Origin of the sequence: Terrabacter ginsenosidimutans (genome assembly GCF_039539425.1) — a bacterium.
Lineage (GTDB): Bacteria > Actinomycetota > Actinomycetes > Actinomycetales > Dermatophilaceae > Terrabacter > Terrabacter ginsenosidimutans.
Map to the genome: position 1 here is coordinate 109,928 of NZ_BAABDC010000004.1, position 24,552 is coordinate 134,479.

Genomic DNA, 24,552 nt, shown 5'->3' on the forward strand with positions numbered 1-24,552 from the left:
CCGCAGATCCTGCGGCCACGGGCACTCGCACAGGTCACGACACGGTCACCGATCGCCGTTTTCTAATGACCGCAGCAGGGGTTTCGGCTTAGTCTCCGATTCAGCCCTCGACTGAGGGATGAGTGACATCAGGAGGACACCCGTGCGTTCCACCCTCAAGTTCGCCGTGCCGCTCGCGGTCGCGGCGCTTGCCCTCGGTGCGTGTGGCACCAAGGGCGGCGACACCACGACCCCGGCGGCCAGCGGTGGCGCCGCGGCCTGCGGCAACTACAAGATCGGCATGTTCGGCGCGCTGACCGGCCCGAACGCCAACTTGGGCATCTACATCCAGAACGGTGTCAACCTGGCCCTGGACGACTACAACAAGAAGCACCCCGACTGCAAGGTCACCCTCGAGAACTATGACTCCCAGGGCGACCCGACGCAGGCGCCGGCCCTGGCCAAGAAGGCCATCGACGACAAGAAGGTCGTCGGCATCGTCGGCCCCGCGTTCTCGGGTGAGTCCAAGGCCGCCGACCCGGCGTTCAACGAGGCCGGCCTCGTCACCATCACGCCTTCCGCGACGAACCCCAAGCTCGCCGACAACGGCTGGAAGACCTTCTTCCGCGCCCTCGGCAACGACGCGACCCAGGGTCCCGCGGCCGCCAAGTACATCAAGGACACCCTCAAGGCGACGAAGACCTTCGTCATCGACGACGCGTCCGAGTACGGCAAGGGCCTGGCCGACATCGTCCGTCAGGACCTCGGCAGCCAGGTCGTCGGCAACGACACGATCCAGCAGAAGCAGACCGACTTCAGCGCCTCCGTCACCAAGGTGACGAGCTCGGGCGCCGACTCCCTCTTCTTCGGTGGCTACTCGCCCGAGGCTGCTCCGCTCATCAAGCAGCTGCGCGACGCGGGCTGGAAGGGCACGTTCGTCGTGGCCGACGGTGTGAAGGACCAGTCCTTCATCGACAACGCCAAGGACGCCGCCGAGGGCACCATCATCACCTGCCCGTGCGTCCCGGCGGACGTGGCACCTGCCTTCCAGACGGCCTACAAGGCGAAGTACAACGAGGACCCCAACACCTACTCCGGTGAGGGCTACGACTCCGCCACGATCCTGCTCGACGGCATCGCCGCCGGCAAGGACCGCTCGAGCATGGTCGACTTCGTCAAGTCCTACGACAAGAAGGGCGTGACGAAGCAGCTGAAGTTCGACGCCAAGGGCGAGTCGGCCGACATCAAGGTCTTCGCGTACAAGGTCGAGAACGGCAAGATCGTCTCCGTCGGCGAGATCAAGTAGCACAGACGTCAACGAAGGGGGGCGGTCGGAGCAGTACGCTCCGACCGCCCCTCGTTCGGTTGGCGCACCCCCCTGATCCCGCCCACCGCACCCGGCCCAGGAGGTCTTGGATGCAGAACCTCATCGACAACTTCTTCTCGTACACCATCACCGGGCTGACGATCGGCGCGGTCTACGCGCTCGTCGCCCTCGGCTACACGCTCGTCTACGGCGTCCTGCGCCTCATCAACTTCGCCCACTCCGAGGTGTTCATGTACGGCACCTTCGCCTCGCTGTGGGTGGTCATGATCCTCGGCGGGCACCCCGGTGCCGGCGTGGGTCAGGTCATCTTCTGGGTCGCGATGATGTTCGTCGCGGCCATGGCGATGTCGGGCTTCATCGCCGTGCTGCTCGAACGGGTGGCCTACCGGCCGCTGCGCAAGCGCAACGCCCCACCGCTCATCGCGCTCATCTCCGCCATCGGCGCCTCCTTCGTCCTCGCGGAGATCATGGGCCTGCGCAGCCGCATCGCCGGCTGGGTCGGTCTGGACGACAACCTGCGCGAGTACGTCCGCAACTCCCGCAACAACGCCGGTCTGCCGACGATCATCCAGCCGCAGCCGGTCTTCACCGTCGGCGGCTACCACGTGACGAACGTCGACATCTTCGTCATCGTCGGCGCCATCGCGATCATGGTGATCCTCGACCAGTTCGTGAAGCGCTCACGCCTCGGTCGCGGCATTCGCGCCGTCGCGATGGACCCCGAGTCGGCCGCCCTCATGGGCGTCAACCGCGACCGGGTCATCCAGGTGACGTTCCTCGTCGGTGGTGTGATGGCCGGCGCCGCGGCCGTCTTCTACATGCTGAAGATCGGCATCACCCGCTACGACGCCGGCTTCATCCTCGGCGTCAAGGCGTTCACGGCTGCCGTCCTCGGCGGCATCGGCAACCTGCGCGGCGCGCTCCTCGGTGGCTTCGTCCTCGGCCTGGCCGAGAACTACGGCTCCGCGGTCGTCGGCTCGCAGTGGAAGGACGTCGTGGCCTTCGTGCTCCTCGTCCTCATCCTGCTCTTCCGACCCACCGGCCTGCTCGGTGAGTCCCTCGGAAAGGCGCGCGCATGAGCACCACGACGTCGGCACCGGCCGGCCGCAAGTCCTCCTCCACCGGCTTCAGGGAGCGGGTCAACAACCTGCCGAAGGCCGTCAAGATAGTCCTCTGGGTGCTCTTCGCGCTCTTCCTGTTCCTCCTGCCGGTGCTCAACATCCCGTTCATCACCACCGAGGGCTCCGACTTCGGTGGGGTGCTCTTCACCGTCGCGACCTACGTCCTCGTCGCACTGGGCCTCAACATCGTCGTCGGCTACGCAGGCCTGCTCGACCTCGGCTACGTCGGCTTCTACGCCGTCGGCGCCTACACGGTCGGTGTGCTGACCTCGGAGCACGCGCACCTCTCGTGGGTCGTCGTCGTGCCGATCGCGATCGTCGTCGCGATGATCTCGGGCGTCATCCTCGGTGCCCCGACCCTGCGCGTGCGCGGCGACTACCTCGCCATCGTGACGCTCGGCTTCGGTGAGATCGTCCGTCTGACGCTCGTCAACTCCGAGTGGCTCGGTGGTGCCCAGGGCATCAGCGACATCCCGAAGCCGCCCGGTGTCGAGCTGTTCAAGGTGCCGAGCCTCGACTGGAGCAGCGGTGCGCCGGTCGTCGACCTCGACACGACGTCGACGTTCCTCAAGTTCGGGATCAACGACTTCGTGCCCTACTACTGGCTCGCTCTGGGCATCATCGGTCTCGTCCTGCTCTTCGACATCCTCGTCAAGAGCAGCCGGGTCGGTCGTGCCTGGGAGGCCACGCGTGAGGACGAGGACGCCGCCGAGCTCATGGGCGTCCCGACCTTCCGCTTCAAGCTGCTCGCGTTCGCCCTGGGCGCCGCCATCGGTGGCCTCTCCGGCGCGCTCTTCGCGACCAAGGCCGGCTTCATCTCGCCGGACAGCTTCATCCTGCTGCTCTCGATCCTGTTCCTGGCCGCCGTCGTCGTCGGTGGCGCCGGCAACCGCTGGGGTGTGATCGTCGGTGCGATCGTCGTCGGCTACTTCCCGGAGCGCTTCCGTGAGTTCGCGGACTTCCGCGTGCTCGTCTTCGGTCTCGCGCTGATGCTGCTCGCGATCTTCCGCCCCCAGGGCCTGCTGCCGCCGCGACGGACGGTCCGTGCCAAGCGCGCGGACGAGAGACAGGCCGTCCTCGAGGAAGGAGAAGCCAGTGCCTGACCCGACCCGGCCCGCCACGGGCGACGACGACACGACCACCCCGGCAACCCCGGCAACCCCGGCAACCCCGGCAACCCAAGACTCCGCAACCGGCAGCCACGGCAGCACGGACCCGGAGCACCCGGGAGAGCGCACGCTCGCCGACCCGGCCGAGGAGGTCACCGAGATCAACCCCGACGTCGACATCGCGCCCGAGGACATCGGCGTCCCCGTCGTGTCCGAGGGCGAGCGACTGCTGGAGGTGGACGAGGTCACCCTCCGCTTCGGTGGTGTCGTGGCCCTCAACGAGGTGAGCTTCCACATCAACAAGGGCGAGATCCTCGGCCTCATCGGGCCCAACGGTGCCGGCAAGACGACGTGCTTCAACGTCATGACCGGCGTCTACCAGCCCACGTCGGGCGCCGTGCGCTACCTCGGCAAGCCGCTGGGCAAGCGCAAGAAGTTCCAGATCACCAAGCTGGGCATCGCGCGCACGTTCCAGAACATCCGCCTCTTCGCCAACATGACGGCTCTCGAGAACGTCCTCGTCGGCGTGGACGCGCACCACTCCACCGGTGTGGTCTCGGCGATGTTCCGCCTGCCGAAGCACCGCAGGGAGGAGTCGCAGGGCTACGCCCGGGCGATGGAGCTGCTGACGTTCATGGGGCTCGACGGCAAGGCCGACGAGCTGGCACGCAACCTCCCGTACGGCGACCAGCGCCGTCTCGAGATCGCGCGCGCCCTGGCCACGAGCCCGCAGCTGCTCTGCCTCGACGAGCCGGCGGCCGGCTTCAACCCGGCCGAGAAGGCCAAGCTGATGGAGCTGATCCGCACGATCCGCGACCAGGGCTACACCGTGCTGCTCATCGAGCACGACATGAAGCTCGTCATGGGCGTGACCGACCGGATCGTCGTGCTCGAGTTCGGCCGGAAGATCGCCGAGGGCTCGCCCGCGGAGATCCGCGACAACCCGGCGGTCATCGCCGCCTACCTGGGAGTTGATGAGGAAGATGCTTCTTGAGGTCAACGGCCTGTGCGTCAACTACGGACGCATCGAGGCCATCCGCGACATCAGCTTCACGGTCGACGAGGGCGAGATCGTCACCCTCATCGGTGCCAACGGTGCCGGCAAGACGACGACCATGAAGACCGTCTCGGGCCTGCGCCCGGTGCGGGCAGGGTCGGTCGTGTTCAACGGCAAGGACATCACGCACCTGCCGGCGCACGAGCGGCCGATCCTCGGCATCTCGCAGTCGCCGGAAGGCCGTGGGTGCTTCGTCGGCATGACGGTCATGGAGAACCTCGACATGGGCACCTACGCGCGCCCGGACCGCAAGAGCAAGGCCGTCAAGGCCGACCTCGAGCGCGTCTTCGAGCTCTTCCCGCGCCTGAAGGAACGCAGCAACCAGGCAGCCGGCTCGATGTCGGGCGGTGAGCAGCAGATGCTGGCGATGGGGCGCGCCCTCATGGCCAAGCCGAAGCTGCTGCTGCTCGACGAGCCCTCGATGGGCTTGGCACCCAAGCTGATCCAGCAGATCTTCGACATCGTCACGGAGATCAACAGCCAGGGCACCACCGTGCTGCTCGTCGAGCAGAACGCGGCCCAGGCGCTCAAGCGGTCGCACCGCGCCTACATCCTCGAGACGGGTGAGATCGTCCGTGAGGGCACGGGCAAGGACCTCGCCGACGACCCGGCCGTCAAGGCCGCCTACCTCGGCGGCGACGTCTAGGTCAGCGTCACGTCCGACGCGGCCGCACGGCCTACGGAATCCGAAGCGGGGCACCACGACAACGGTCGCGGTGCCCCGCGTCGCACCTGTCCGGTGGAGACCCGCTCTTCCGCCGCGTCGCCGTTGGTCGTAGTGTCTGCCGGGTGGCCTCGGGGCTGGGACAGGAGGAATGATGGGTCGAGCAGTGGTCTCGGTGCAGCGCGTGGACGAAAGCCTGCACCCGCAGTTCATCGAGCTGTGGATCACGCACCGGATCGAGGGCGGCACCACCCCTGAGGCGGCCCAGCGACTGGCGCTCGATGGCACATTGCGAAATGCCTTGCAGCGCAACGACATCTGCGCCTTCATGGCCTTCGTCGACGAGCGGCCTGCCGGCTACGTCGTCCTCGCGGACTCGACGCGGAGCCTGCTCGTCGACTCGCCGTGCGTGTCGATCGACATGCTCTTCGTGCACCCGGACAGTCGCCGGCAGGGCATCGGTCGCTCGCTGCTCTCGGCGGCGAGCCGCTACGCCGACCGCCAGGGCTGCGAGCACCTCGCGAGTGCGGTTCCCGCAGGTGACCGCGATGCCAACCGCTTCTTCGCGCGTCTCGGCTTCGCACCCGAGACCGTCCGGCGCGTCGCCTCCGCCGCGACGCTCCAGCGCAAGCTCGCGGGCGAGCCGCGACCCCAGCGTGTGTCGCTCGACCTGCTGCAGCGCCGTCGCGACCTGCGGGCGCGCTCACCCCGGCACGACCCGAAGATCGCCGGCTGAGACCGTTCCTGCGCTGCCGGCGCGTCAGGCCCCCGGGGCTGCGTCGCGCAGCAGGCAGGTGATCCTCGACGTGCAGAGGCGCCGGCCGTCCTCGTCGGTGACGACGACGTCGTAGCTGACGAGCGTGCGCCCGGCGCTCAGCAGCGTCGCCGTGCCCGTCACGACGCCGGCGCGGGCGGCGCGGTGGTGCGTGGCGTTGATGTCGAGACCGACGGCCACCCGACCCGGCCCCGCGTGGATCTGCGCGCCGATCGAGCCGAGCGTCTCCGCGAGGACGACGCTCGCCCCGCCGTGGAGCAGGCCGTACGGCTGGGTGTTGCCTGCGACGGGCATCGTGGCGACGAGCCGGGCGGGGGAGACCTCCGTCATCTCGATCTGCATCCGCTCGAGCAGCGTGCCCTCTGCCATGGACCGCATGTCCTCGAGCGTCTGGTCGTCGTCGTGCTGCGTCGACGAGGGGGGCGAGGTGGGCGCGTCAGTCATGCGGGAGATCGTATGCCGACCCGCGCAGGCCCGCTCCCGTGCACCCTGCAGAGCCCGCGGGGGACGTGCTGCTCATCGGCGCGCCTGGAGGCGGTGCCCGTCATCGGTGCGTCGGTGGGCGCCACTAGGGTTGCCGTGTGAGCCGACTTCTCCTCCTCGACGGACACTCGCTGGCCTATCGCGCGTTCTTCGCGCTTCCCGCCGAGAACTTCTCGACGACCACCGGGCAGCACACCAACGCCGTCTACGGCTTCACCTCGATGCTCATCAACATGCTGCGCGACGAGGAGCCGACGCACGTCGTCGTGGCCTTCGACAAGGCCCGGCAGTCGTTCCGCACCGACGAGTACGCCGAGTACAAGGCGGGCCGGGCCCGCACGCCCGACGAGTTCCAGGGACAGATCCCGCTCGTCAAGGAGATCCTCGACGCGTTGCGGATCAAGTACGTCGAGCTCGACGGCTACGAGGCCGACGACATCATCGCGACGTTCGCGGCGCAGGCCGAGGCCAAGGACATCGACGTCCTCATCTGCTCGGGCGACCGCGACACCTTCCAGCTCGTCTCCGACAAGGTGACGATCCTCTACCCGGTCCGCGGCGTCTCCGAGGTGTCACGGATGGGCCCGACCCAGGTCGAGGAGAAGTACGGCGTCCCCCCGACCCGCTACAGCGACCTCGCGGCGATGGTCGGTGAGAGCTCGGACAACCTGCCGGGTGTGCCCGGCGTCGGCCCCAAGACCGCCGCGAAGTGGATCACCCAGTACGGCGACCTCGACGGCATCGTCGCCGGCATCGACAAGATACCCGGCAAGGCCGGCCAGTCGCTGCGCGACCACCTCGACCAGGTGCTGCGCAACCGCCGACTCAACCAGCTCGTCAAGGACTGCCCGGTCGGCATCGAGATCGAGGACCTCCAGCGCAGCCAGTGGAGCCGCGAGGAGGTCCACACGGTCTTCGACGGCCTCGAGTTCCGCGTCCTGCGGGACCGCCTCTTCGCCACGGTAGAGGCGGCGGCGCCGGAGGCGGAGGAGGGATTCGACATCGACGGCGCGGTGCTGGCGCCCGAGGCCGTGGCGCCCTGGGTGGCCGAGCACCTCGCGACCGACCACCGCTCCGGTCTGTCCGTCACCGGGACGTGGGCCCGGGGCACCGGCGACGCCAGCGGCGTCGCCGTGGCGGCGGCCGACGGCAGTGCCGCATGGATCGACCTGCAGACCTTGACGCCCGAGGGTGAGGCCGCCCTCGGAGCCTGGTTCGAGGACGCGGCGCGCCCCAAGGCGATGCACGACGCCAAGGGGCCGATCGAGGCGCTCGCCGCACGCGGCTGGACGCTCGCCGGGCTGACGAGCGACACCCAGCTCGCGGCATACCTCGTCAAGCCCGACCAGCGCACCTACCACCTCGACGACCTCGTGCTGCGCAACCTGCACCGCGAGCTGAGCGGCGCCGCGCCGACCGACGGCCAGGGCATGCTCGACTTCGGTGGCGACGCCGACGAGCAGGCGGCGCTGAAGGAGATGGTGCGCGCGACCGCGGTGCGCGACCTGGCCGCGGTGCTCGACGAGCAGGTCGCCTCCACCGGAGGCGCGGGTCTGCTCGCCGACGTCGAGCTGCCGCTCGTCGACGTCCTCGCGCGCATGGAGCGCACCGGCATCGCCGTCGACGTGCCAGGGCTCGACGCGCTCGAGACCGACTTCGCGGCCAAGGTGGCCGGCGCCCAGCAGGACGCCTGGGACGCCATCGGCGGCGAGAAGATCAACCTCGGCTCGCCGAGGCAGCTCCAGGAGGTGCTCTTCGGCACGCTCGGCATGCCGAAGACGAAGAAGACGAAGACCGGCTGGACCACGGACGCCGATGCGCTGACCGACCTGTTCGCCAAGACGGAGCACCCCTTCCTCGAGGCGCTCCTGCGCCACCGAGACGCGGCGCGACTGCGCGTCACCGTCGAGGGACTGCAGAAGTCGGTGGCCGACGACAACCGCATCCACACGACCTACCTGCAGACCATCGCCGCCACGGGACGCCTCAGCTCCACCGAGCCGAACCTGCAGAACGTCCCCATCCGCACCGAGGAGGGGCGCCGCATCCGTGAGCTCTTCGTCGTGGGGGAGGGCTACGACGCGCTCATGTCGGCCGACTACTCCCAGATCGAGATGCGCGTCATGGCGCACCTGTCCGGCGACGAGGGGCTCATCGAGGCCTTCCGCACCGGTGAGGACCTGCACAAGTACGTCGGGTCCAAGGTCTTCGGGGTCGAGCCTGACGACGTCACCTCCGCGATGCGCTCGAAGGTCAAGGCGATGTCCTACGGTCTCGCCTACGGCTTGTCCGCCTTCGGCCTCTCCAAGCAGCTGACCATCAGCACCGAGGAGGCTCGCGGCCTCATGGACGGCTACTTCGAGCGGTTCGGCGGGGTCAGCGACTACCTCAAGGAGGTCGTCGCCGAGGCGCGGGGCACCGGCTACACCGCCACGATGTTCGGTCGCCGGCGCTACCTGCCCGACCTCACGTCCGACAACCGCCAGCGGCGCGAGATGGCTGAGCGCATGGCGCTCAACGCCCCCATCCAGGGTTCGGCGGCCGACATCATGAAGGTCGCGATGATCGGCGTCGACCGGGCCCTGACCGAGGCCGGCGCGAAGTCACGCATCCTGCTCCAGGTCCACGACGAGCTCGTCCTCGAGGTCGCCGAGGGCGAGCGCGACGACGTCGAGAAGCTCGTCCGTCACGAGATGGGCCACGCCGCCGAGCTCGACGTCCCGCTCGACATCAACGTCGGCGTCGGTCACTCCTGGCACGACGCGGCACACTGACCGTCAGACGCGCACCACCGGCTCGCCGGCGCGCGTGTCGAGACCGTCGAAGCGGTCGCGCTGGGTCACGTCGTCGCGTCGCGTGATGACGACGAGCGCCGCCAGGAGGGCGGCGTCGACGCCACAGACGAGGGTGAGCAGGGCAGCGCCGGTGTGCACGGACATCGCGCCGACGACGATGGCGGCGAGGGCCAGCCAGAGCAGGGCGACGGAGCGCTGGTGGCGACGAGCGAGAGCGCTGTAGACGAGGAGCTGCACCGCGGCGAGCAGCGTGCCGACCACTGCGAAGGCCCACAGGGTTCCCGACGCCTCGGCGTAGGCGTGGCCGCCGACGAAGACGAGCGTGAGCCCCGGGAGGACCGCCGCGACGAGGGCCACCGCCCCGCCGACGGTCAGGACCACGCCGAGCCCCCACAGGTGCAGCCGATGGTCCGCGCCGTGCCGGGCCATCGCTGGGAAGGCGACGACGATGACGAACTGGGGCAGGAACAGCACGGCCTTGGCGAGGATCAGCCCGGCGGCATACAACCCGGCCTCGTGCTCGTCGAGGACGATGCGCGCCACGACCACGTCGGCCGTCGACAGTGCGAAGAAGGCGAAGAGCGCGTGTGAGCTGAGGACCACCTCGCGCAGGACGCGTGAGTGCGTGCGACCCGTCGCAGGGGGCGAGATCGTCGTGGCCACCGCCGTCCGGCGGAGGGCCATCGCACCGACGGCCAGCGGCACGACCGAGGCCACGGCGATCCCGCCCAGGGTGGCGCTGAACGGTGTCGCCGACACCGAGAGGGCGACGCTGCCGATGCCGATGCGCGCCACCCCGAGGGAGACGAAGACCGTGGCGAGGGCGAACCAGCGGCCCTCGCCCTGGAGGATGCCGGCCTGTCCGCCCATGACCGAGAAGCAGAACGCCGGTACCGCGAGCAGTGCCGCGGTCGGCCACGAGTCGAGGGCCAGGGCGCTCGACACGAGCGGGGCCGCAGCAAGGCAGAACACCGCCAGGACCATGCCGCAGCGCACCGAGACCGCCATGACCCTCGCCTCGATGACGCCTCGGTCGCCGGGGGCAGCCGCGACGCGTCGAGCGCCCGTCGCCTGCAGGCCGAGAGAGACGACGTTGACCACGATGACGATGCCGAGCATGGCCGCGAACACGCCGTAGCCGGTGGGGCCGAGCCTCCGGGCGCCGATGAGCGTGAAGCCGTAGGTGGCTGCATTCATCAGCCCGGTGGCGGCGGCGATGGCAAGGCCACCGCGGAGGGTCTCGCGTCGTCGCGAGCGGTCGGTCACGGCCCGAGGATAGCCGCTCGCTACCCGTCAGTACGGGTCGAACGGCCCGACGTGACCGAGCCGGCGCGTCACGGACCCCAGGCCCAGGCGGAGCAGCACCTTGATCACCACGTTGCGCACCCACCACGGCAGCTGGGCGAGGAAGCGGAATCGGTCGGCCAGGTGTGGCCGCGACACCTCGATCGTCGCCAGCGAACCCACCCTGCCGATGAGGCGCAGCCGACCTGACGGCAGCACGTTGAGCATCAGGCTGGAGGTCACCCCGATGCTCGAGAAGGCGTCATGCACGAGACAGCGCCCGCCGTCCGGGAGGTGCCGGGTCCACCGCAGGTCGTCGGTGCACGTCCAGTAGTCGTGCTTGCCGTCGACCCACAGCAGGTCGATCGGCTCGGACCAGCGCGACCGCGCCTGCCGGCTGCGCGCCACGACGACGTCGACGATCGACGACACCCCGGCCTGCTCGAGGTTGGCGAGCAGCACCGCGCGCGTCGACGCCCCGCCGTAGCGGGGGCTGTCGACGAAGGCATCGATCGCCGTCAGCCTGCCGCCGTTGCGCCCGAGGGCGCGGGCGAGCACGACGGTGCTCCGGCCCTGGTGAGACCCGATCTCGACGACGTGGGCGCCGTCCGTCAGCGCCGAGGCGGCATCCCACAGGACGCGCGCCTGGTCGCGGGTGAGCCACCCCGGGATCCGGTCGGCCAGGGCGAACGCGTCGTCGAACCCCTCGTCGACCCCGTTCTCGGTGCCCTCGTTCCCGCCGCTCTCGGCGACAGGCCTCGACTCGACCACGACGTTCCTCCGGGTGTTCTAGGGTGGGTCGGCCCAGCGTAGAGGGCCACCAGACCGACAGGGTGGTGGGGCGGCAGCCCGCTCGACCGAGGGAGGCGCATGGACGCGCGAGCACGGGCGCGCCGCGTCGTCCCCTTCGCCCTCGACGCCTGGGTCGGGGTCCTGACGGTCGTGCTGCTCTGGCCACTGCTCACCGGGTCCGGGCACCCACTGGCCCGCGATCTCGTCTTCACCCCGCACCAGCCCTTCCGTGCGGCGTGGCTGGGGCTCGGGAGCACCCCAGCCCGGGCCGTGCCCCTCGACGCCCTCGTCTCGGCCGCCGACGTCGTGGTGGGCGGGGCGTTCCTGGCCCGGCTGTCCCTGGCCGCGATCCTGCTGCTCGCCGGCGGCGCGGCGCACCGGCTGCTGCGCGACGCGCATCCGGCAGCGCGGGTGGCCACGGCCGGGCTCGCCGTGTGGAACCCGTTCGTGGTCGAGCGGCTGGCGCTGGGCCAGTGGGCGCTTCTGGCTGCGTATGCCGCCTGCTTCGTCGTCGTCGCGTGCTCCGTGAGGCTTCGTCGCGTCGCGGGCGGGAGCCCTCGCGAGCGTGGCCGCGTCGCCGCCGGTCTGCTGGTCGCCCTGGCCGTGGCCGCCATCACCCCGACCGGGGCGGTGGTCGCGGCCGGTGTCGCGGTCGTGCTGGCCTGGGCGCGCGGAACCCGGCTGCTGGCCCTGTTCGTGGCAGTGGTCGTGCAGCTGCCCTGGCTCGTGCCCTCCCTGCTCGGGGCGACCGGGTCGACCGGCGACCCAGCTGCCGTCGACGCCTTCGCGGCACGGGCCGAGCGGTTCGGGGGCGCCGTCTGGAGCCTGCTCGGCCTCGGCGGCATCTGGGACGCAGGGTCGGTGCCGCCCAGTCGCGCCGGGGTGCTCGGCCACCTCGGGTCAGTCCTGGTGCTCCTCGTGGTCGTGGGGGGCTGGCCGCACCTCCGGCGGCTGCTCCCGGACACCGCGCCCCGCCTCGCGATCGTTGCGGCGGTCGGCCTCGGTCTGGCTGCGGTCGCCACCGTGCCGGCGGGGGCCGCCGGGGTGCGTTGGCTCGTGGAGGGTGTGCCGGGGGCCGGGCTGCTGCGCGACGGGCAGAAGTGGCTCATGCCGGCTGTCGTGCTCGTCGTGCTGGCGTTCGGGGCCCTCGCCGATGGAGCGACGACCGCCGTGCGTCGACGCTCACCCGGGCTCGTTGGCACGCTGGCCACCGTCCTGGTGCTGTTGCCCCTGGCGATCCTCCCCGACGCCACCCGGGTCGTCTGGCCCACCGTCAGCCCGGTGACCTACCCGGCCGACTTCACGCAGGTGGCGCGGCTCGTCGACGGGTCCGAGGGGTCGCTGGTCTCGCTGCCCTGGGCGCCGTACCGGGTCTACCCGTGGGGCAGCCCGTCCGCCGTCTTCGACCCCGCGTCGCGCTGGTTCGACGCCGACGTCGACATGTCGGACCAGCTCACGGTCGGAACGACGAGGCTCGTGGGGGAGAGCCCGCGGTCGGCCTCGGTCGGCGCCGCGTTGGCGCGCGTCGACACGTCACAGGGCTCTGCGGCGGCGAGCGACGAGCTGCGGCAACTCGGGGTGCGGTGGCTGCTGGTCCAGACAGACGCGGGCGCGCGTCCGACCCTGCCCGCCGGATACGTCGAGCGCTTCCGCGGCCCCCATCTGGAGCTCTACGAGTCAGCGAATCCTATTGTGCCCGTTGCGCGCTCGGGGAAGACCCAGGTCATCCTGGTTGTCGGAACGGACCTGCTCGTGTCCATGTTCGTGCTGACCGCCATGGTCGTCGCGACGCGGGCCCGCTTCACCCGGCGACGTGAGCTACTCGCTGGTATGCTGCCCCGGACCCAGAGAGGGAGTTGAGGATGCTCACGAAGGTTGTCGGCCCCATCGTGGCCGGTGCCGTGCTTGCCGGTGTCGGACTGTTCGGGCTCGTGTCGTCGCAGACGGCGCCGCCCGCGACGAACCCCGCGAGCCAGGAGATCATCACCTACGGCGACCGCTGACGCGGTTCCTGCCGACCGTGCCGAGCGCTTCCTCGAAGCGCTCGGCACTGTCGTCCCAGTCGAGCAGCCGGGCTCGCCGTGCCCCCTCGACGGAGAGCCTCGTGCGAAGGTCTGCGTCCCCGAGCACCCGGGCCGTCGCCGCCAGCAGCTCTGAGCGGTCTGCGACGACGAACCCCGTCACACCGTCGTCGACCGACTCGCAGAGGCCGCCGCTCTCGCGGTAGCCGATGGTCGGGGTTCCCTGCGCCGCCGCCTCCGTGACAGCGATCCCCCAGCCTTCCTTGACGGACGGCAGCAGCATGACCCAGGCGGCCGCGAGGAGCCGGTCCCTCGTCGGGTCGTCGACGTGCCCGTGGAACGTGACGAGGTCGGAGACGCCGAGCCTGCTCGCCTCCGCGACGAGCTGCTCGTGCCACCACCCGTCGCCGACGACATCGAGGCGCAGGCCCGCAGTCTCCGTGCGCAGCTGCGAGAGCACCCAGAGGGCGTGCTCGATCCGCTTGTGCGGGACGAGCCGGGCCAGCACGACGATCCGGGGCGTGACCGAACGCGCCACCGGGGCCGTGCGTGCACCGTGGTCCAAGCCGTTGCGGACCACCGTGACGGCCGAGCTCTCGACGCCGATCCTGGCCAGGTCGGCGGCCGAGTGCTCCGACACGGTCACGACCGGCACCGAGCGGTAGAGGCGGGGCGTCACGCGCGACTCGACGAACCAGCCGAGGCGCCCGCGCCAGTCCGGGTAGATGATCGACCACTGCTCCCGGTGGAGGTGGTGCACGAGGGCCAGGACGCCGTGGCGCCGCAGCAGCGGAGACGCGAAGGGGAGGCCGTTGATGACGTCGACGACGACGTCGCGGTCGCGACCCTCTCGGGTCAACAGGTGCGCCAGGCCACGGAGGTAGACGGTGAGACGCCCACCGGAGCGACGGTGCACGACACCGGCCACCGTCTCCCGGGACGGCGCCCCGGCGTACGAGGCGCTGCGCACCGTGACCTCGTGCCCCCGCGCGACGAGCCGCCGGGCGATCTGCTCGACGTACACCTCGGAGCCGCCGCCGTCGGGGTGGTCGGGGTCGCGCCAGGTGAGGAAGGTGACCTTCACGCGCGGGAGTCGGCCAGCAGGCGGTGGCACAGGTCGAGGGGCAGGCCCGCCTGTCGGGTCATCGTGACGCCGAGCCGGTCGAACGTCCGGGTGCCGTGGAACGAGGGCGAGATGCTGCCGGGCCGCGCGTTCCAGCTCGCGTCCCACTCGATGTAGGGGACGAAGCCGACGAAGCCACCGGGGGTCGACGTCACCTCGGCGAAGCCGAGGTCGGTCGCCACCCCGATGCCGACGCGGAAGGTCGAGTCGCGGTAGACCCCGAACCACCCGCCGGCGTAGTCGCCCGCCTTGGTCGTGATGACGACGCGGGCGTAGTTGCCCTTCTTCGTCTCGAGGTAGACCTGCCGGTCGACGGTGCCGTGGACGGTGTAGAGCAGCACCCGGCCGGTGTGCAGGCGCCCGTCCACGCGTACCTCCACGACCTGGGGGCGGGCCTCGACGAGGACCCAGGGCTCGTAGGCGTCACCCGTGTTGAGGTACAGGGCGTCGCAGTCGCCCAGCACGTGCAGCTCGTCCGTGGCCCCGGAGGTCGGGAGCGCGTCCGACTGCGTGACCATCCGGCTCAGGGCGGTCCCGGGGCCGCCGCTGATGCTGGCCTGGCTGGCCACGAAGTCGCGCAGGTCGGCTCCGCGGTACGTCGTCGCCGCCATCGAGACGCCGGTCAGCAGGTTGGCGGCGATGCCGAAGGCGGCCAGGGCTGCGGTCACCGTCAGCGCCGACCCGCGCGCCAGGGCCGGGAGTCGCTCGAGCACTCCGGTCACCGCCCACAGCCCGACCGCGCCCGCCACGACGAGGGCCGGGACGAACTCGCTGGTGTAGCGGTAGGCGACGTAGCCGTAGGCCATGACGCCTCCGGTGACGAGGACGCCGGCGAGCAGTGCGGGTCGCAGCGCCCGCCGTTCGGTGCTGGTGGTGCGCCGGAGTAGGAGGGGGAGTGAGGCGAGGCTGAGGAGCAGCAGGAGCGGCATGAACGCCGTCACGCTGCCGGTTCGGTAGAACTGGTCGAGGTAGGCGCCCCCGTAGGCCTTCGCCGGCTGTCCAGGCAGAGTCACCCACGGGAAGTAGTCGACGAACCGCACGCCGTCCGGACGGAAGTAGTTGACCAGGGACGTCAGGAAGAACTGCGGTCCGGTGATCGTGCCGCCGTTCACGGCGAGCGCGTCGCGCCGGTGCTCGTTCACCGAGGTCCACACCTGGTCCTGCAGGGGGAAGAGGTAGGGGTGGTCGAACTTCAGCTGGTTGTAGAGCACGGCGACGGCGAGCGGCACCCCCCCGGCCAGCGCGACCAGCCGCCAGGCCGGGCGGCGCTCCGGACCGTAGCGCCCGAGCGCGAGCCACCCGCCGACGCCGACGACGACGAGGCACACGGCCCAGCCGCCGGTGGTGCGGGTCAGGGCGCTCGCGAGAGCGAACCCGCCGAGCCACAGCGCGTTGGTCCGCGTCGGGTGCAGCACGGTGCGCACGACCCAGTAGAGGGCCCCGACGACGAGGGCCACCGCCCAGAGGTAGACCTCGTGGTAGACCCACGGGAGCGCGGCGTCGAAGGTGAGCACCGTTCCGCCGGTCGCAGCGGCCAGGAAGATGGCGGCGGCCACGGCTTCGAGCCTCGTCACCGGCCGGGCGCCTCGCAGGCAGGCGTGCACCAACCACAGCAGCAGCACCGTCATGGCCGCGAAGAGCACCCAGGCCACGCCCATCGACACCAGGCTGAGGCGCCCGGTGAACGCATCGGTGAGCAGCATGACCGGCACGCGGAGCAGCGCGGGGAACGGAGGGAAGTACATGTACGTGCGGTCGTCGATGACGAAGCCCTCGATGCCCAGGCTCCCCTTGGGCACGTCGACGCGGCCGTCGAGGAAGGCCTGTGCCTGCAGGTCGAAGAAGTTGGACGCATAGCCGAGACGCACGGCGGTGCGCGTCGGGTCGAGCCGGAAGTCGAACAGCGTGAGGTAGAACGCCAAGCCTCCGACGACGAGCCCGACGGCGGTCGCGACCTGCGCGCGCCGCTGTCGCAGCGGTGAGGTCAAACCCGCTCCAGGACGTAGAGGAACTGGTAGCCGAAGAGCGTCGGCCACAGGCGGGTGGCGGCGCGGTCGGCAGCGGCGACCCCGTTGGCCACGGCGCCGACGGTGGTGTCCTCGCGGCCGCGGGCAAGGACGTCGACCGGTGAACCGACCGTGTCGCGGGCCACGACGCGCAGCCCGTTGGAGGTGACGAGCCGCTCGAAGCTGCGGCGGGTGAAGAAACGGACGTGTCCCTGGTCGAGGGGTCCGCGCTGGTCGTAGTCGAACCGCCCGATCGCGACGCGGCCCCTGGGGTACCAGTGCCCGAAGTTCGGCACGGACACGAGGATCCGTCCACCCGGCGCGAGCGCTGCCGTCATGTCGCCAAGTAGCCGTGCCGGGTCGGTGACGTGCTCGAGCACGTCGGCCGCCACGACGACGTCGTACGGGTCCCCCGTGCCGGGGAGGCCCTGCTCGAGGTCTGCCTCGACGAAGTCGTCCAGTCGTTCGGCGACCCCGTCGTGCTTGACGATGTCGACCCCGACCACCTGGTGTCCCTGCGCGCGCACGAGCGCCCCGAACTGGCCGTCGGAGCAGCCGACGTCGAGGACGCGCCCGGGTGAGCGGCTCCCGAGCCAGTCGAGCAGGCGACCGTGTGAGGAGTGCGGCGACGGCTTGAGGTCGTATGCCGTCTCGTCCAGTCCGGTGGAGCCGCTGCCGAAGCCCATCTGCGCGGCACGGAAACGAACGACGTCCATCGTGACGTCGCGCGCGTAGCTCAGGCCGTTGACGTAGCAGATCTCGTCACCGTAGTACGTCGGGATCGGCACCTCGACGATGCGCTTCCCGGCGGCGTGCAGGCCCAGGATGATCTCGGTGTCGAAGTCGAACCCATCGGAGTAGGAGTCGAGGTCGAGGTCGGTGAGGGCGTCCACGCGGTAGGCCCGGTAGCCGCTGTGCCACTCGGTCAGGTCGAGGCCGGTCAGCGTGTTCTGCATCGTCGAGAGGATGCGGTTGCCGACGTACTTGTACGCCGGCATGCCGCCGACGCGCGCGGCGCCGCGCTGCATCATGCGCGAGCCGAAGACCGCGTCGGCGTGGCCGGCGAGCAGGGGGTCGACAAGGTCCTCGATGACCTCCGGGGCGTACTGGCCGTCGCCGTGCAGCAGCACGACGACGTCGAGCCCGTGCGAGATCGCCCACCGGTAGCCGGCCTTCTGGTTGCCGCCGTAGCCGAGGTTCTCGGGGTGGCGGACCACGGTGAGGGGCAGCGTGGAGCCGCTCTGGTAGGCCGTGGCCACCGCGTGCGTGTCATCGGCGCTGGCGTCGTCGCCGATGAGGATGTGGTCGACGCCGTCGATGAACGACTGGGGGAGCCGGTCCAGGACCTTCGCCAGGGTCGTCGCGGCGTTGTAGGCGACGACGAGGACGCCAACGCGCTTGGGCGCGACGGACGTGCGTGCATGAGCTGGGGTGAGCACCGTTGACCTCCCGGACGGTGCCCTCCGGGGGCAGCCGACGACGAAACTTCGGCGGAGTCTAGCGCCCTAAGTTACCGGCGGGGAATATGTGCGATAGTTCCGCGCATGACAGCGCTGTCCCTCATCGACGTCGACTCCCTCACCGCCGATCTCGACGCGACGGCGGCCCGGTACGCCGCTGCTCCTCCCTACCCGCACATCGTCATCGACGACGTGCTGACGCCGTCGGCGTTCGCCGCAGCGGTGGAGGAGTTCCCCGGGATCCGTGACCCCTTCTGGCGCGGCTACCTGCACGTCAACGAGACGAAGTACTCCAACACGCTGCCCGACACGTGGGGCTCGACCCTGACCGCGGTCGCCAAGGAGTTCGTGTCGCCCGAGTTCGTCGCCTACCTCGAGCGGCTCACGGGGATCGAGGGGCTCATCCCCGACTGGTCGATGGACGGTGGCGGTCTCCACCAGACGCTGCGCGGTGGCCACCTCAACATCCACGCGGACTTCTCGACGCACCACACGCACGAGAACTGGGCCCGGCGGGTCAACATCCTGCTCTACCTCAACGAGGAGTGGCAGCAGGAGTGGGGCGGCCAGCTCGAGCTCTGGGACCGCGACATGACGGCAGTCCAGGGCACGGTCACGCCCCAGGGCAATCGGATGTTCGTCTTCACGACCTCGCACGACAGCTTCCACGGCCACCCCGACCCCCTCCGCTGCCCCGAGGACGTTGCCCGTCGCTCGATGGCGCTCTACTACTTCACGCAGGAGGAGCGGACGGTCCGCCGGGCGACCAACTACCAGGCACGTCCCGAGGACGGTGCGAGGAAGGTCGTCATCTGGGCCGACAAGAAGGCCGTCGACCTCTTCGACCGTGCGAAGCGGCGGCTGGGCGTGACCGACGAGACGGCCCAGCGCTGGCTGGCGCGCGTCGACCGGCTCCGCCGCAGGGGCTGACCCTGCGGCCTGACCGGACCCGATGACCCGACGGGATCGGCGGTCGACGCGGGGCTCAGCCTCGCGCCACGTCGGTCGGGGCCGTCGCCACGGGTGCCACGGTCGGGTCCGTCGGGTCGGTCGGGTCCGTCGGGTCGGTCGGGTCAGGTGTCAGCGGGGTCGCCGGCGCGTCGGGTGACGTCGGAACATCCGCAGCGGCGCGGCGACGGTCCCATCGCGGGTGGGCGAGCCACGTCTGGAGCGGGCGCTCGACGAGGCGCTGTGCCACGAGCACGAAGGCTGCCGTGATCGCGAGCGCGACGACCGTGCGCGCGGGCCAGGACCACGACGTCGTGTGGCGCGTCACTGCCCAGAAGATCGGGTAGTGCCACACGAAGATCGCCATGGACGCGTTGCCCAGGACGACGAACGGCCGCCAGGACAGCGCGCCGGTGAGTCGGGTCGGCGCGGGCAGTGTCACGGCCGCGACCACGAAGGCGACCGCGGCGAGGTTGATGAGCACGCCCTGCCAGCGGAAGTAGGTCTCGTCGTGCCCGGTCGTCAGCATGAGCGCGACGAGGCAGAGCAGGGCCACCGGCATGAGGGCGGCGGCGAAGCGCCGGACCGTGTGCCGGATCCACGGCATGGCCACCGCGGCCAGCGCGCCCCAGAGCATGCCGTCCATCCGGGTCGTGGTCCGCAGCAGTGCGCTGTAGAGGCCCTCCTGGTCGACGACCCAGGAGCGCCACAGCGTGACGGCGACGAGAGTGCCCGCGAGAAGGGCGAGGAGCGCGACCCTGCGTCGCCCGAGCAGCTTGACGACGAGGATGAGCAGCACCGTCACCTGCAGGTAGACGCAGACGTACCAGAGGTGTCCGAGATCGGGACGTGCGAGCAGCGGGCTGTCGCGCAGGAACCAGTTCCAGGTGTAGGTGACGATGCGGACCGCGGACTGCCGCAGGTTGGAGCGGTCGTAGAGATCCGTGTCGTCGAGGGTGTGGACGATGAGGACGACGGCCACGAGGGCGTAGACGTGGGCGCTGACCCTCGCCCAGCGCCGCACGGTCGCGGTGCGTGCGCGGAGCCGGCCGGTGTGGCTGACCTCGCCGAGGAGCGAACGCGTCAGCAGGTAGCCGCCGACCACGAAGAAGATGGTCACCGCGAGGTTCCCCGCCCGGAACAGCCCGACCACCGGGGTGTTCTGGAGACCGGCGGTCGGCCAGAGGGCCCACCCGTGCGAGAGCACGACGAGGAGGATGGCGATGCCGCGCACCCCGTCGAGCGGGGCCAGCCGTCGGGGTGCCGACGGGGCGGGGCCGGCCTGCTTCTCGGCGTTCATGGCCCGCACTGTAGTGACATCCGGGCGGCCGGGACACCATGACGGCGGTTTGTCGGCTGCCGCTCCTGCCCCTCCGCGCAGGGTTGTCGAAACGTTGCACGACATCGCCGTCCGGGCAGGGGTCAACGAGGGGTACTCGCTGGTAGGGTTTCGCCGAACTGAAGCCGGACGAAGCCCGAACGTGGGTCAGACGGCCGTCGACGAAGGGGTCGCTCGGTGCGCAAGGTCTTGAGCATCATCCTGCTCTTCCTGGGGTCGTTCCTGCTCGTGGGAGGCCTCATCGCCCGGTTCTGGGTGCCGGGCCAGGTCGAGAAGACCCCCCTCAACGTCAACTCCGTGACGCGCCTGTCCGGCGATGCCCAGCTCTTCGACGGGACGGCGCTCCAGGCGACGCCGGTGAAGGCGACGAGCGTCACGCACTCCGACACCTCGAAGTCCGACGGCTCCGTCGTCGTCATGCAGAGCTCGTCGTGCCTCGTGAAGGACCCCGACGGCACCGCCCCCGACTGCGTCTCGGCCGACGATCCCGACAAGCGCCTCGTCTCGGCGGGCACCGACGTCTTCGCCACCGACCGGGTCACCGCGCTGGCCGTCAACGACGCGAAGTACCTCCCGGCGGACGCCAAGAAGCACGAGGGGCTCATCAACAAGTTCCCCTTCCACCCGGAGAAGGCCGACTACAAGTTCTGGGACGGCCTGACGAGCCGTGGGGTGCCGGCGACGTACCAGGGCGAGGAGGACCTCGACGGTGTCGCGACGCAGAAGTACGTCGTGCGCATCGTCGACGGCGACATCACGATCGGTGAGGACGCGGGCAAGTACTCGACGGAGAAGACGATGTGGGTCGATGCCCTCACCGGCTCGATCCTCAAGCAGAGCGAGCACCAGACCCGCAGCATGGCCGCGTCGGGTCAGACCGTGCTCGACCTGAACTTCGCGTTCACGCCCGACACCGTCGCGAAGAACGTCGCGGACGCCAAGGCCAACGCGAGCAAGCTCACCCTGCTGACCTCGACCGTCCCGCTCGTCGGACTCGTCGGCGGTGTGGTGGCCCTCTTCGGCGGCTTCGTCCTGCGCCAGAGCGAGGCTCGCACCGAGGACGGGTCGCGGCACCGCGTGCCGGCGAACGCCTGACCCTGCACAGACCGACCCGTCGATCGACCACCGATCGACCACCGTCCCGGCGCCACTCGGCCCGGGACGGTCGTCGTTCCGGCCCTCGTCAGCGCGGTTTGAGGCAGACGAAGATCGCCGTGCCGGGGATGATCCTCCCGCGCAGCGGCGACCAGCCACCCCACGGCTGCTCGTGACCCTCCGGCCACTCGGGCTCGACGAGGTCGACGAGCGCGAGCCCGGCACCCGCGATCTCGCGCACGCGGTCGCCGAGGGTTCGATGGTGCTCCACGTACGTGGCGCGGCCCTCGTCGTCCTGCTCGACGTAGGGGGTGCGGTCGAAGTACGAGTGGCGCGCCGTCAGCCCGCCGGCGCCGGGGTCGTCGGGGAAGGCCCACCGGATCGGGTGGGTCGTCGAGAAGACGAGGCGGCCACCGGGCCGCAGCACGCGGGCGGCCTCCCTCATGACGACGTCGGAGTCCGCGACGAAGGGCACGACACCGTATGCCGTGAAGACCGTGTCGAAGGACGCGTCGGCGAAGGGGAGGGCGCGCCCGTCGCACTGTGCGAACGGCACGCGGACCGCGGACACCAGCGTGGGGTCGAGGGCCTCGTTGACGGCCACTCCGGTCGCGACCATGCCGGCGGAGAGGTCGGTGGCCACGACGGTCGCCCCGTGGGCGGCCAGCCAGCGCGAGCACTGGCCGGAGCCGGCTCCGATCTCCAGGACGACCTGCCCCTCCGGGTCGCCGAGCAGGTGCGCGTCCTCCTCGCGGAGGCGCTCGGGGCCCCAGACGAAGTCGGTGTCACCGAGGAAGGACCCGTGCTCGACGTAGTACGAGCTGGCCTCGCCGTCCCACCACGTGCGGTTGGCCGTCGCCGTCTCGGCCGGAGGAGCGGGACGGCGGGTGGCCTCGGTGGGCGTGCTCACGGCATACATCGTCTCTTTTGACCGGGTGCTGACAGCGCGGATAGGATTGCCGTGCACATTCGTGTGCGCACGATCAATGTTGCACCCGTCCACAAGGCGTCGGGGCACAGGCCGTGACGGCCGCCGCCGCGAGGTCCCAATCTAACCGTCCACAATCGGAGTTCCTACTACATGACTGCCAACACGGTCGAGAAGACCGCGCCTGAGATTGCCATCAACGACATCGGCTCTCAGGAAGACATCCTTGCGGCGATCGACGCCACCATCAAGGACTTCAACGACGGCGACATCGTCGAGGGTCGCATCGTCAAGGTCGACCGGGACGAGGTCCTGCTCGACATCGGCTACAAGACCGAGGGCGTCATCCCCTCGCGCGAGCTGTCCATCAAGCACGACGTCGACCCCGGCGAGATCGTCAAGGTCGGTGACGAGGTCGAGGCCCTCGTCCTCCAGAAGGAGGACAAGGAAGGCCGTCTGATCCTGTCCAAGAAGCGGGCTCAGTACGAGCGCGCCTGGGGCACCATCGAGAAGGTCAAGGAAGAGGACGGCGTCGTCACCGGCACCGTCATCGAGGTCGTCAAGGGTGGTCTCATCCTCGACATCGGCCTCCGCGGCTTCCTGCCCGCCTCGCTCGTCGAGATGCGCCGTGTCCGCGACCTCCAGCCGTACGTCGGCAAGGAGATCGAGGCCAAGATCATCGAGCTCGACAAGAACCGCAACAACGTGGTCCTGTCGCGCCGTGCCTGGCTCGAGCAGACGCAGTCCGAGGTGCGCACGACGTTCCTCAAGGAGCTCCAGAAGGGCCAGGTCCGTTCGGGCGTCGTGTCCTCGATCGTCAACTTCGGTGCGTTCGTGGACCTCGGCGGCGTCGACGGTCTCGTCCACGTCTCCGAGCTGTCGTGGAAGCACATCGACCACCCGTCCGAGGTCGTCGAGGTCGGCACCGAGGTCACCGTCGAGGTGCTCGACGTCGACATGGACCGTGAGCGTGTCTCCCTGTCGCTGAAGGCGACGCAGGAGGACCCGTGGCAGCACTTCGCCCGGACCCACGCCATCGGCCAGGTCGTCCCCGGCAAGGTCACCAAGCTCGTCCCGTTCGGTGCGTTCGTGCGCGTCGAGGACGGCATCGAGGGCCTCGTGCACATCTCCGAGCTGGCCGAGCGCCACGTGGAGCTGCCCGAGCAGGTTGTCAACGTCGGCGACGAGATCTTCGTCAAGGTCATCGACATCGACCTCGAGCGTCGTCGCATCTCGCTGTCGCTCAAGCAGGCCAACGACCAGGCCGTCTCGGCGTCGGAGTTCGACCCGACGCTCTACGGCATGGCTGCCGAGTACGACGAGCAGGGCAACTACAAGTACCCCGAGGGCTTCGACTCGGAGACGAACGAGTGGCTCGAGGGCTTCGACGCCCAGCGCGAGAAGTGGGAGCGCCAGTACGCCGACGCCCACGCTCGCTGGGAGGCCCACAAGGCCCAGGTCGACGCCGCGACGAAGGCCGACGCCGAGGCTGCGGCCAGCGCCGGCTCCGCGACGTCGTACTCGTCCGCGACCGGTGACGTTGCCGACGCCGGCGAGGTCGACCGTGGCGAGCGCGCCCCGCGCAACGCCCCGGCTCCGGTCGAGGGCACCCTTGCTTCGGACGAGGCGCTCGCCGCGCTTCGCGAGAAGCTGACGGGCAACTGACGCCAGTCACCTGCTGCACCCGAGAGCCCCGGACCGTCGCGGTCCGGGGCTCTCGTGCGCGGGGACCACGACCCAGGCGTCCCCCGCCCGCTGCTACCTTCAGCGACGTGGAGATCGCGCGGATCGGGCCTGCCGACTGGGAGAGGTTCCGGGCGGTGCGGCTGGCGTCGTTGTCGGAGTCGCCGGCGGCCTTCGGGTCGCGATTCGCCGACTGGGTCGATGCCCCCGCCGAGCGCTGGCGCTCTCGCCTCACCCAGGTCCCGCTGACGCTCCTGGCGCAGGAGCAGACCGTGGTCGTCGGTGTCGTCAGCGGGCAGCCCGTCGGCGAGACGTGGGTCGAGCTCATCTCGATGTGGGTGGCTCCGGCGGCTCGAGGCACCGGCGTCGCTGCTCGACTCGTCGCCGAGGTGGTGGACTGGGCTGCCGACCAGGGCCGAGGGACCTACCTGATGGTTCGCAGCGGCAACTGCCGCGCCCGAAGGGCCTATGAGCGGTCCGGCTTCGTCGACACCGGGGTCCCGGACGACTGGCCGGCGGACGAGCCCCCGGAGCACCGGATGGAGCGGCGCACCTGAGGGCCT

21 protein-coding genes are annotated in these 24,552 nt (G+C 70.3%); 13 read left to right on the forward strand and 8 right to left on the reverse strand.

Annotated features, from left to right (window positions below; genetic code table 11):
- Window positions 1–142: 142 nt before the first annotated feature.
- The 6 genes from ABD831_RS13320 to ABD831_RS13345 all read left to right on the forward strand — a co-directional run bounded on the left by ABD831_RS13320 (window position 143) and on the right by ABD831_RS13345 (window position 5,993).
- The gene (locus tag ABD831_RS13320; protein ID WP_344947245.1) at window positions 143–1,285 is read left to right on the forward strand and encodes a branched-chain amino acid ABC transporter substrate-binding protein; all 1,143 of its coding nucleotides are present in this window, start codon (window positions 143–145) and stop codon (window positions 1,283–1,285) included.
- A 110-nt stretch (window positions 1,286–1,395) separates the two neighbouring features.
- The gene (locus tag ABD831_RS13325) at window positions 1,396–2,385 is read left to right on the forward strand and encodes a branched-chain amino acid ABC transporter permease (RefSeq protein WP_344947248.1); all 990 of its coding nucleotides are present in this window, start codon (window positions 1,396–1,398) and stop codon (window positions 2,383–2,385) included.
- Entirely contained in the window at window positions 2,382–3,530 is a 1,149-nt protein-coding gene (locus tag ABD831_RS13330) for a branched-chain amino acid ABC transporter permease (protein ID WP_344947252.1), read from the forward strand. Before ABD831_RS13325 ends, ABD831_RS13330 begins: the two co-directional genes overlap by 4 nt.
- 166 nt (window positions 3,531–3,696) lie before the next feature.
- Entirely contained in the window at window positions 3,697–4,530 is an 834-nt protein-coding gene (locus tag ABD831_RS13335; protein WP_425582828.1) for an ABC transporter ATP-binding protein, read from the forward strand.
- Window positions 4,520–5,239 carry an ATP-binding cassette domain-containing protein gene (locus ABD831_RS13340; RefSeq protein ID WP_142178567.1) on the forward strand — a complete coding sequence of 240 codons (720 nt, stop codon included), beginning with the start codon at window positions 4,520–4,522 and terminating at the stop codon, window positions 5,237–5,239. The genes ABD831_RS13335 and ABD831_RS13340 overlap by 11 nt, the downstream gene beginning before the upstream one ends.
- A 172-nt stretch (window positions 5,240–5,411) precedes the next feature.
- Window positions 5,412–5,993, forward strand: a complete 582-nt coding sequence (locus ABD831_RS13345; protein WP_344947255.1) for a GNAT family N-acetyltransferase — start codon at window positions 5,412–5,414, stop codon at window positions 5,991–5,993.
- A 24-nt stretch (window positions 5,994–6,017) separates the two neighbouring features.
- Here ABD831_RS13345 and ABD831_RS13350 read toward each other — a convergent pair whose 3' ends face one another.
- Complete coding sequence (locus ABD831_RS13350) at window positions 6,018–6,410, reverse strand: PaaI family thioesterase (protein ID WP_425582829.1); 393 nt, start codon at window positions 6,408–6,410, stop codon at window positions 6,018–6,020.
- Window positions 6,411–6,613: 203 nt separating this feature from the next.
- Here ABD831_RS13350 and polA point away from each other — a divergent pair, with 203 nt between their 5' ends.
- Window positions 6,614–9,289, forward strand: a complete 2,676-nt coding sequence (polA, locus tag ABD831_RS13355) for a DNA polymerase I (protein ID WP_344947260.1) — start codon at window positions 6,614–6,616, stop codon at window positions 9,287–9,289.
- Between the two features lie 3 nt (window positions 9,290–9,292).
- Here the strand turns inward: polA and ABD831_RS13360 are convergent, their stop codons facing one another.
- Window positions 9,293–10,576: a lipopolysaccharide biosynthesis protein gene (locus ABD831_RS13360; protein WP_344947264.1), complete on the reverse strand. Its 1,284-nt coding sequence runs from the start codon at window positions 10,574–10,576 to the stop codon at window positions 9,293–9,295.
- Window positions 10,577–10,603: 27 nt separating this feature from the next.
- The gene (locus ABD831_RS13365; protein ID WP_344947267.1) at window positions 10,604–11,365 is read right to left on the reverse strand and encodes a class I SAM-dependent methyltransferase; all 762 of its coding nucleotides are present in this window, start codon (window positions 11,363–11,365) and stop codon (window positions 10,604–10,606) included.
- A gap of 99 nt (window positions 11,366–11,464) precedes the next feature.
- On the opposite strand from ABD831_RS13365, the gene ABD831_RS13370 reads away from it, so the two are divergent.
- The gene (locus tag ABD831_RS13370) at window positions 11,465–13,246 is read left to right on the forward strand and encodes an MmpA family trehalose lipid delivery protein (RefSeq protein WP_344947270.1); all 1,782 of its coding nucleotides are present in this window, start codon (window positions 11,465–11,467) and stop codon (window positions 13,244–13,246) included.
- A 2-nt stretch (window positions 13,247–13,248) separates the two neighbouring features.
- Window positions 13,249–13,389 carry a hypothetical protein gene (locus ABD831_RS13375; RefSeq protein WP_020144050.1) on the forward strand — a complete coding sequence of 47 codons (141 nt, stop codon included), beginning with the start codon at window positions 13,249–13,251 and terminating at the stop codon, window positions 13,387–13,389.
- On the opposite strand, the gene ABD831_RS13380 is transcribed toward ABD831_RS13375, so the two are convergent.
- Genes ABD831_RS13380 through ABD831_RS13390 form a run of 3 tightly spaced genes read right to left on the reverse strand, consistent with a single transcriptional unit; the run spans window position 13,370 to window position 17,975 of the window.
- The gene (locus ABD831_RS13380) at window positions 13,370–14,491 is read right to left on the reverse strand and encodes a glycosyltransferase family 4 protein (RefSeq protein ID WP_344947275.1); all 1,122 of its coding nucleotides are present in this window, start codon (window positions 14,489–14,491) and stop codon (window positions 13,370–13,372) included. The genes ABD831_RS13375 and ABD831_RS13380 overlap by 20 nt on opposite strands.
- A complete protein-coding gene (locus ABD831_RS13385; RefSeq protein ID WP_344947278.1) occupies window positions 14,488–16,518 on the reverse strand; it encodes a hypothetical protein in 2,031 nt (676 codons plus the stop codon). The genes ABD831_RS13380 and ABD831_RS13385 overlap by 4 nt, the downstream gene beginning before the upstream one ends.
- Window positions 16,515–17,975: a methyltransferase domain-containing protein gene (locus tag ABD831_RS13390; RefSeq protein ID WP_344947281.1), complete on the reverse strand. Its 1,461-nt coding sequence runs from the start codon at window positions 17,973–17,975 to the stop codon at window positions 16,515–16,517. The genes ABD831_RS13385 and ABD831_RS13390 overlap by 4 nt, the downstream gene beginning before the upstream one ends.
- 105 nt (window positions 17,976–18,080) lie before the next feature.
- On the opposite strand from ABD831_RS13390, the gene ABD831_RS13395 reads away from it, so the two are divergent.
- Window positions 18,081–18,926: a 2OG-Fe(II) oxygenase gene (locus ABD831_RS13395; protein ID WP_344947284.1), complete on the forward strand. Its 846-nt coding sequence runs from the start codon at window positions 18,081–18,083 to the stop codon at window positions 18,924–18,926.
- 55 nt (window positions 18,927–18,981) lie between these two features.
- Here the strand turns inward: ABD831_RS13395 and ABD831_RS13400 are convergent, their stop codons facing one another.
- Window positions 18,982–20,244, reverse strand: a complete 1,263-nt coding sequence (locus ABD831_RS13400; protein WP_344947287.1) for an acyltransferase family protein — start codon at window positions 20,242–20,244, stop codon at window positions 18,982–18,984.
- Between the two features lie 216 nt (window positions 20,245–20,460).
- Here ABD831_RS13400 and ABD831_RS13405 point away from each other — a divergent pair, with 216 nt between their 5' ends.
- The gene (locus tag ABD831_RS13405; protein WP_344947290.1) at window positions 20,461–21,378 is read left to right on the forward strand and encodes a PorA family protein; all 918 of its coding nucleotides are present in this window, start codon (window positions 20,461–20,463) and stop codon (window positions 21,376–21,378) included.
- A gap of 88 nt (window positions 21,379–21,466) precedes the next feature.
- Here ABD831_RS13405 and ABD831_RS13410 read toward each other — a convergent pair whose 3' ends face one another.
- Complete coding sequence (locus tag ABD831_RS13410) at window positions 21,467–22,288, reverse strand: class I SAM-dependent methyltransferase (RefSeq protein WP_344947293.1); 822 nt, start codon at window positions 22,286–22,288, stop codon at window positions 21,467–21,469.
- Window positions 22,289–22,459: 171 nt separating this feature from the next.
- Here ABD831_RS13410 and rpsA point away from each other — a divergent pair, with 171 nt between their 5' ends.
- Together rpsA and ABD831_RS13420 are read left to right on the forward strand one after the other, a co-directional pair.
- The gene (rpsA, locus tag ABD831_RS13415) at window positions 22,460–23,971 is read left to right on the forward strand and encodes a 30S ribosomal protein S1 (RefSeq protein WP_344947296.1); all 1,512 of its coding nucleotides are present in this window, start codon (window positions 22,460–22,462) and stop codon (window positions 23,969–23,971) included.
- Between the two features lie 107 nt (window positions 23,972–24,078).
- Window positions 24,079–24,546, forward strand: coding sequence for a GNAT family N-acetyltransferase (locus ABD831_RS13420; RefSeq protein ID WP_344947299.1), 468 nt, complete (start codon window positions 24,079–24,081; stop codon window positions 24,544–24,546).
- Window positions 24,547–24,552: the final 6 nt, after the last annotated feature.

What these genes read in the sequence shown, in the direction of transcription:
- ABD831_RS13370 (WP_344947270.1), top strand. Translation starts at nt 11,465, where the DNA reads ATGGACGCGCGAGCACGGGCGCGCCGCGTCGTCCCCTTCGCCCTCGAC.
- ABD831_RS13340 (WP_142178567.1), top strand. Translation starts at nt 4,520, where the DNA reads ATGCTTCTTGAGGTCAACGGCCTGTGCGTCAACTACGGACGCATCGAG.
- ABD831_RS13395 (WP_344947284.1), top strand. Translation starts at nt 18,081, where the DNA reads ATGACAGCGCTGTCCCTCATCGACGTCGACTCCCTCACCGCCGATCTC.
- ABD831_RS13345 (WP_344947255.1), top strand. Translation starts at nt 5,412, where the DNA reads ATGGGTCGAGCAGTGGTCTCGGTGCAGCGCGTGGACGAAAGCCTGCAC.
- ABD831_RS13400 (WP_344947287.1), bottom strand. Translation starts at nt 20,244, where the DNA reads ATGAACGCCGAGAAGCAGGCCGGCCCCGCCCCGTCGGCACCCCGACGG.
- ABD831_RS13350 (WP_425582829.1), bottom strand. Translation starts at nt 6,410, where the DNA reads ATGCGGTCCATGGCAGAGGGCACGCTGCTCGAGCGGATGCAGATCGAG.
- ABD831_RS13330 (WP_344947252.1), top strand. Translation starts at nt 2,382, where the DNA reads ATGAGCACCACGACGTCGGCACCGGCCGGCCGCAAGTCCTCCTCCACC.
- rpsA (WP_344947296.1), top strand. Translation starts at nt 22,460, where the DNA reads ATGACTGCCAACACGGTCGAGAAGACCGCGCCTGAGATTGCCATCAAC.
- ABD831_RS13375 (WP_020144050.1), top strand. Translation starts at nt 13,249, where the DNA reads ATGCTCACGAAGGTTGTCGGCCCCATCGTGGCCGGTGCCGTGCTTGCC.
- ABD831_RS13325 (WP_344947248.1), top strand. Translation starts at nt 1,396, where the DNA reads ATGCAGAACCTCATCGACAACTTCTTCTCGTACACCATCACCGGGCTG.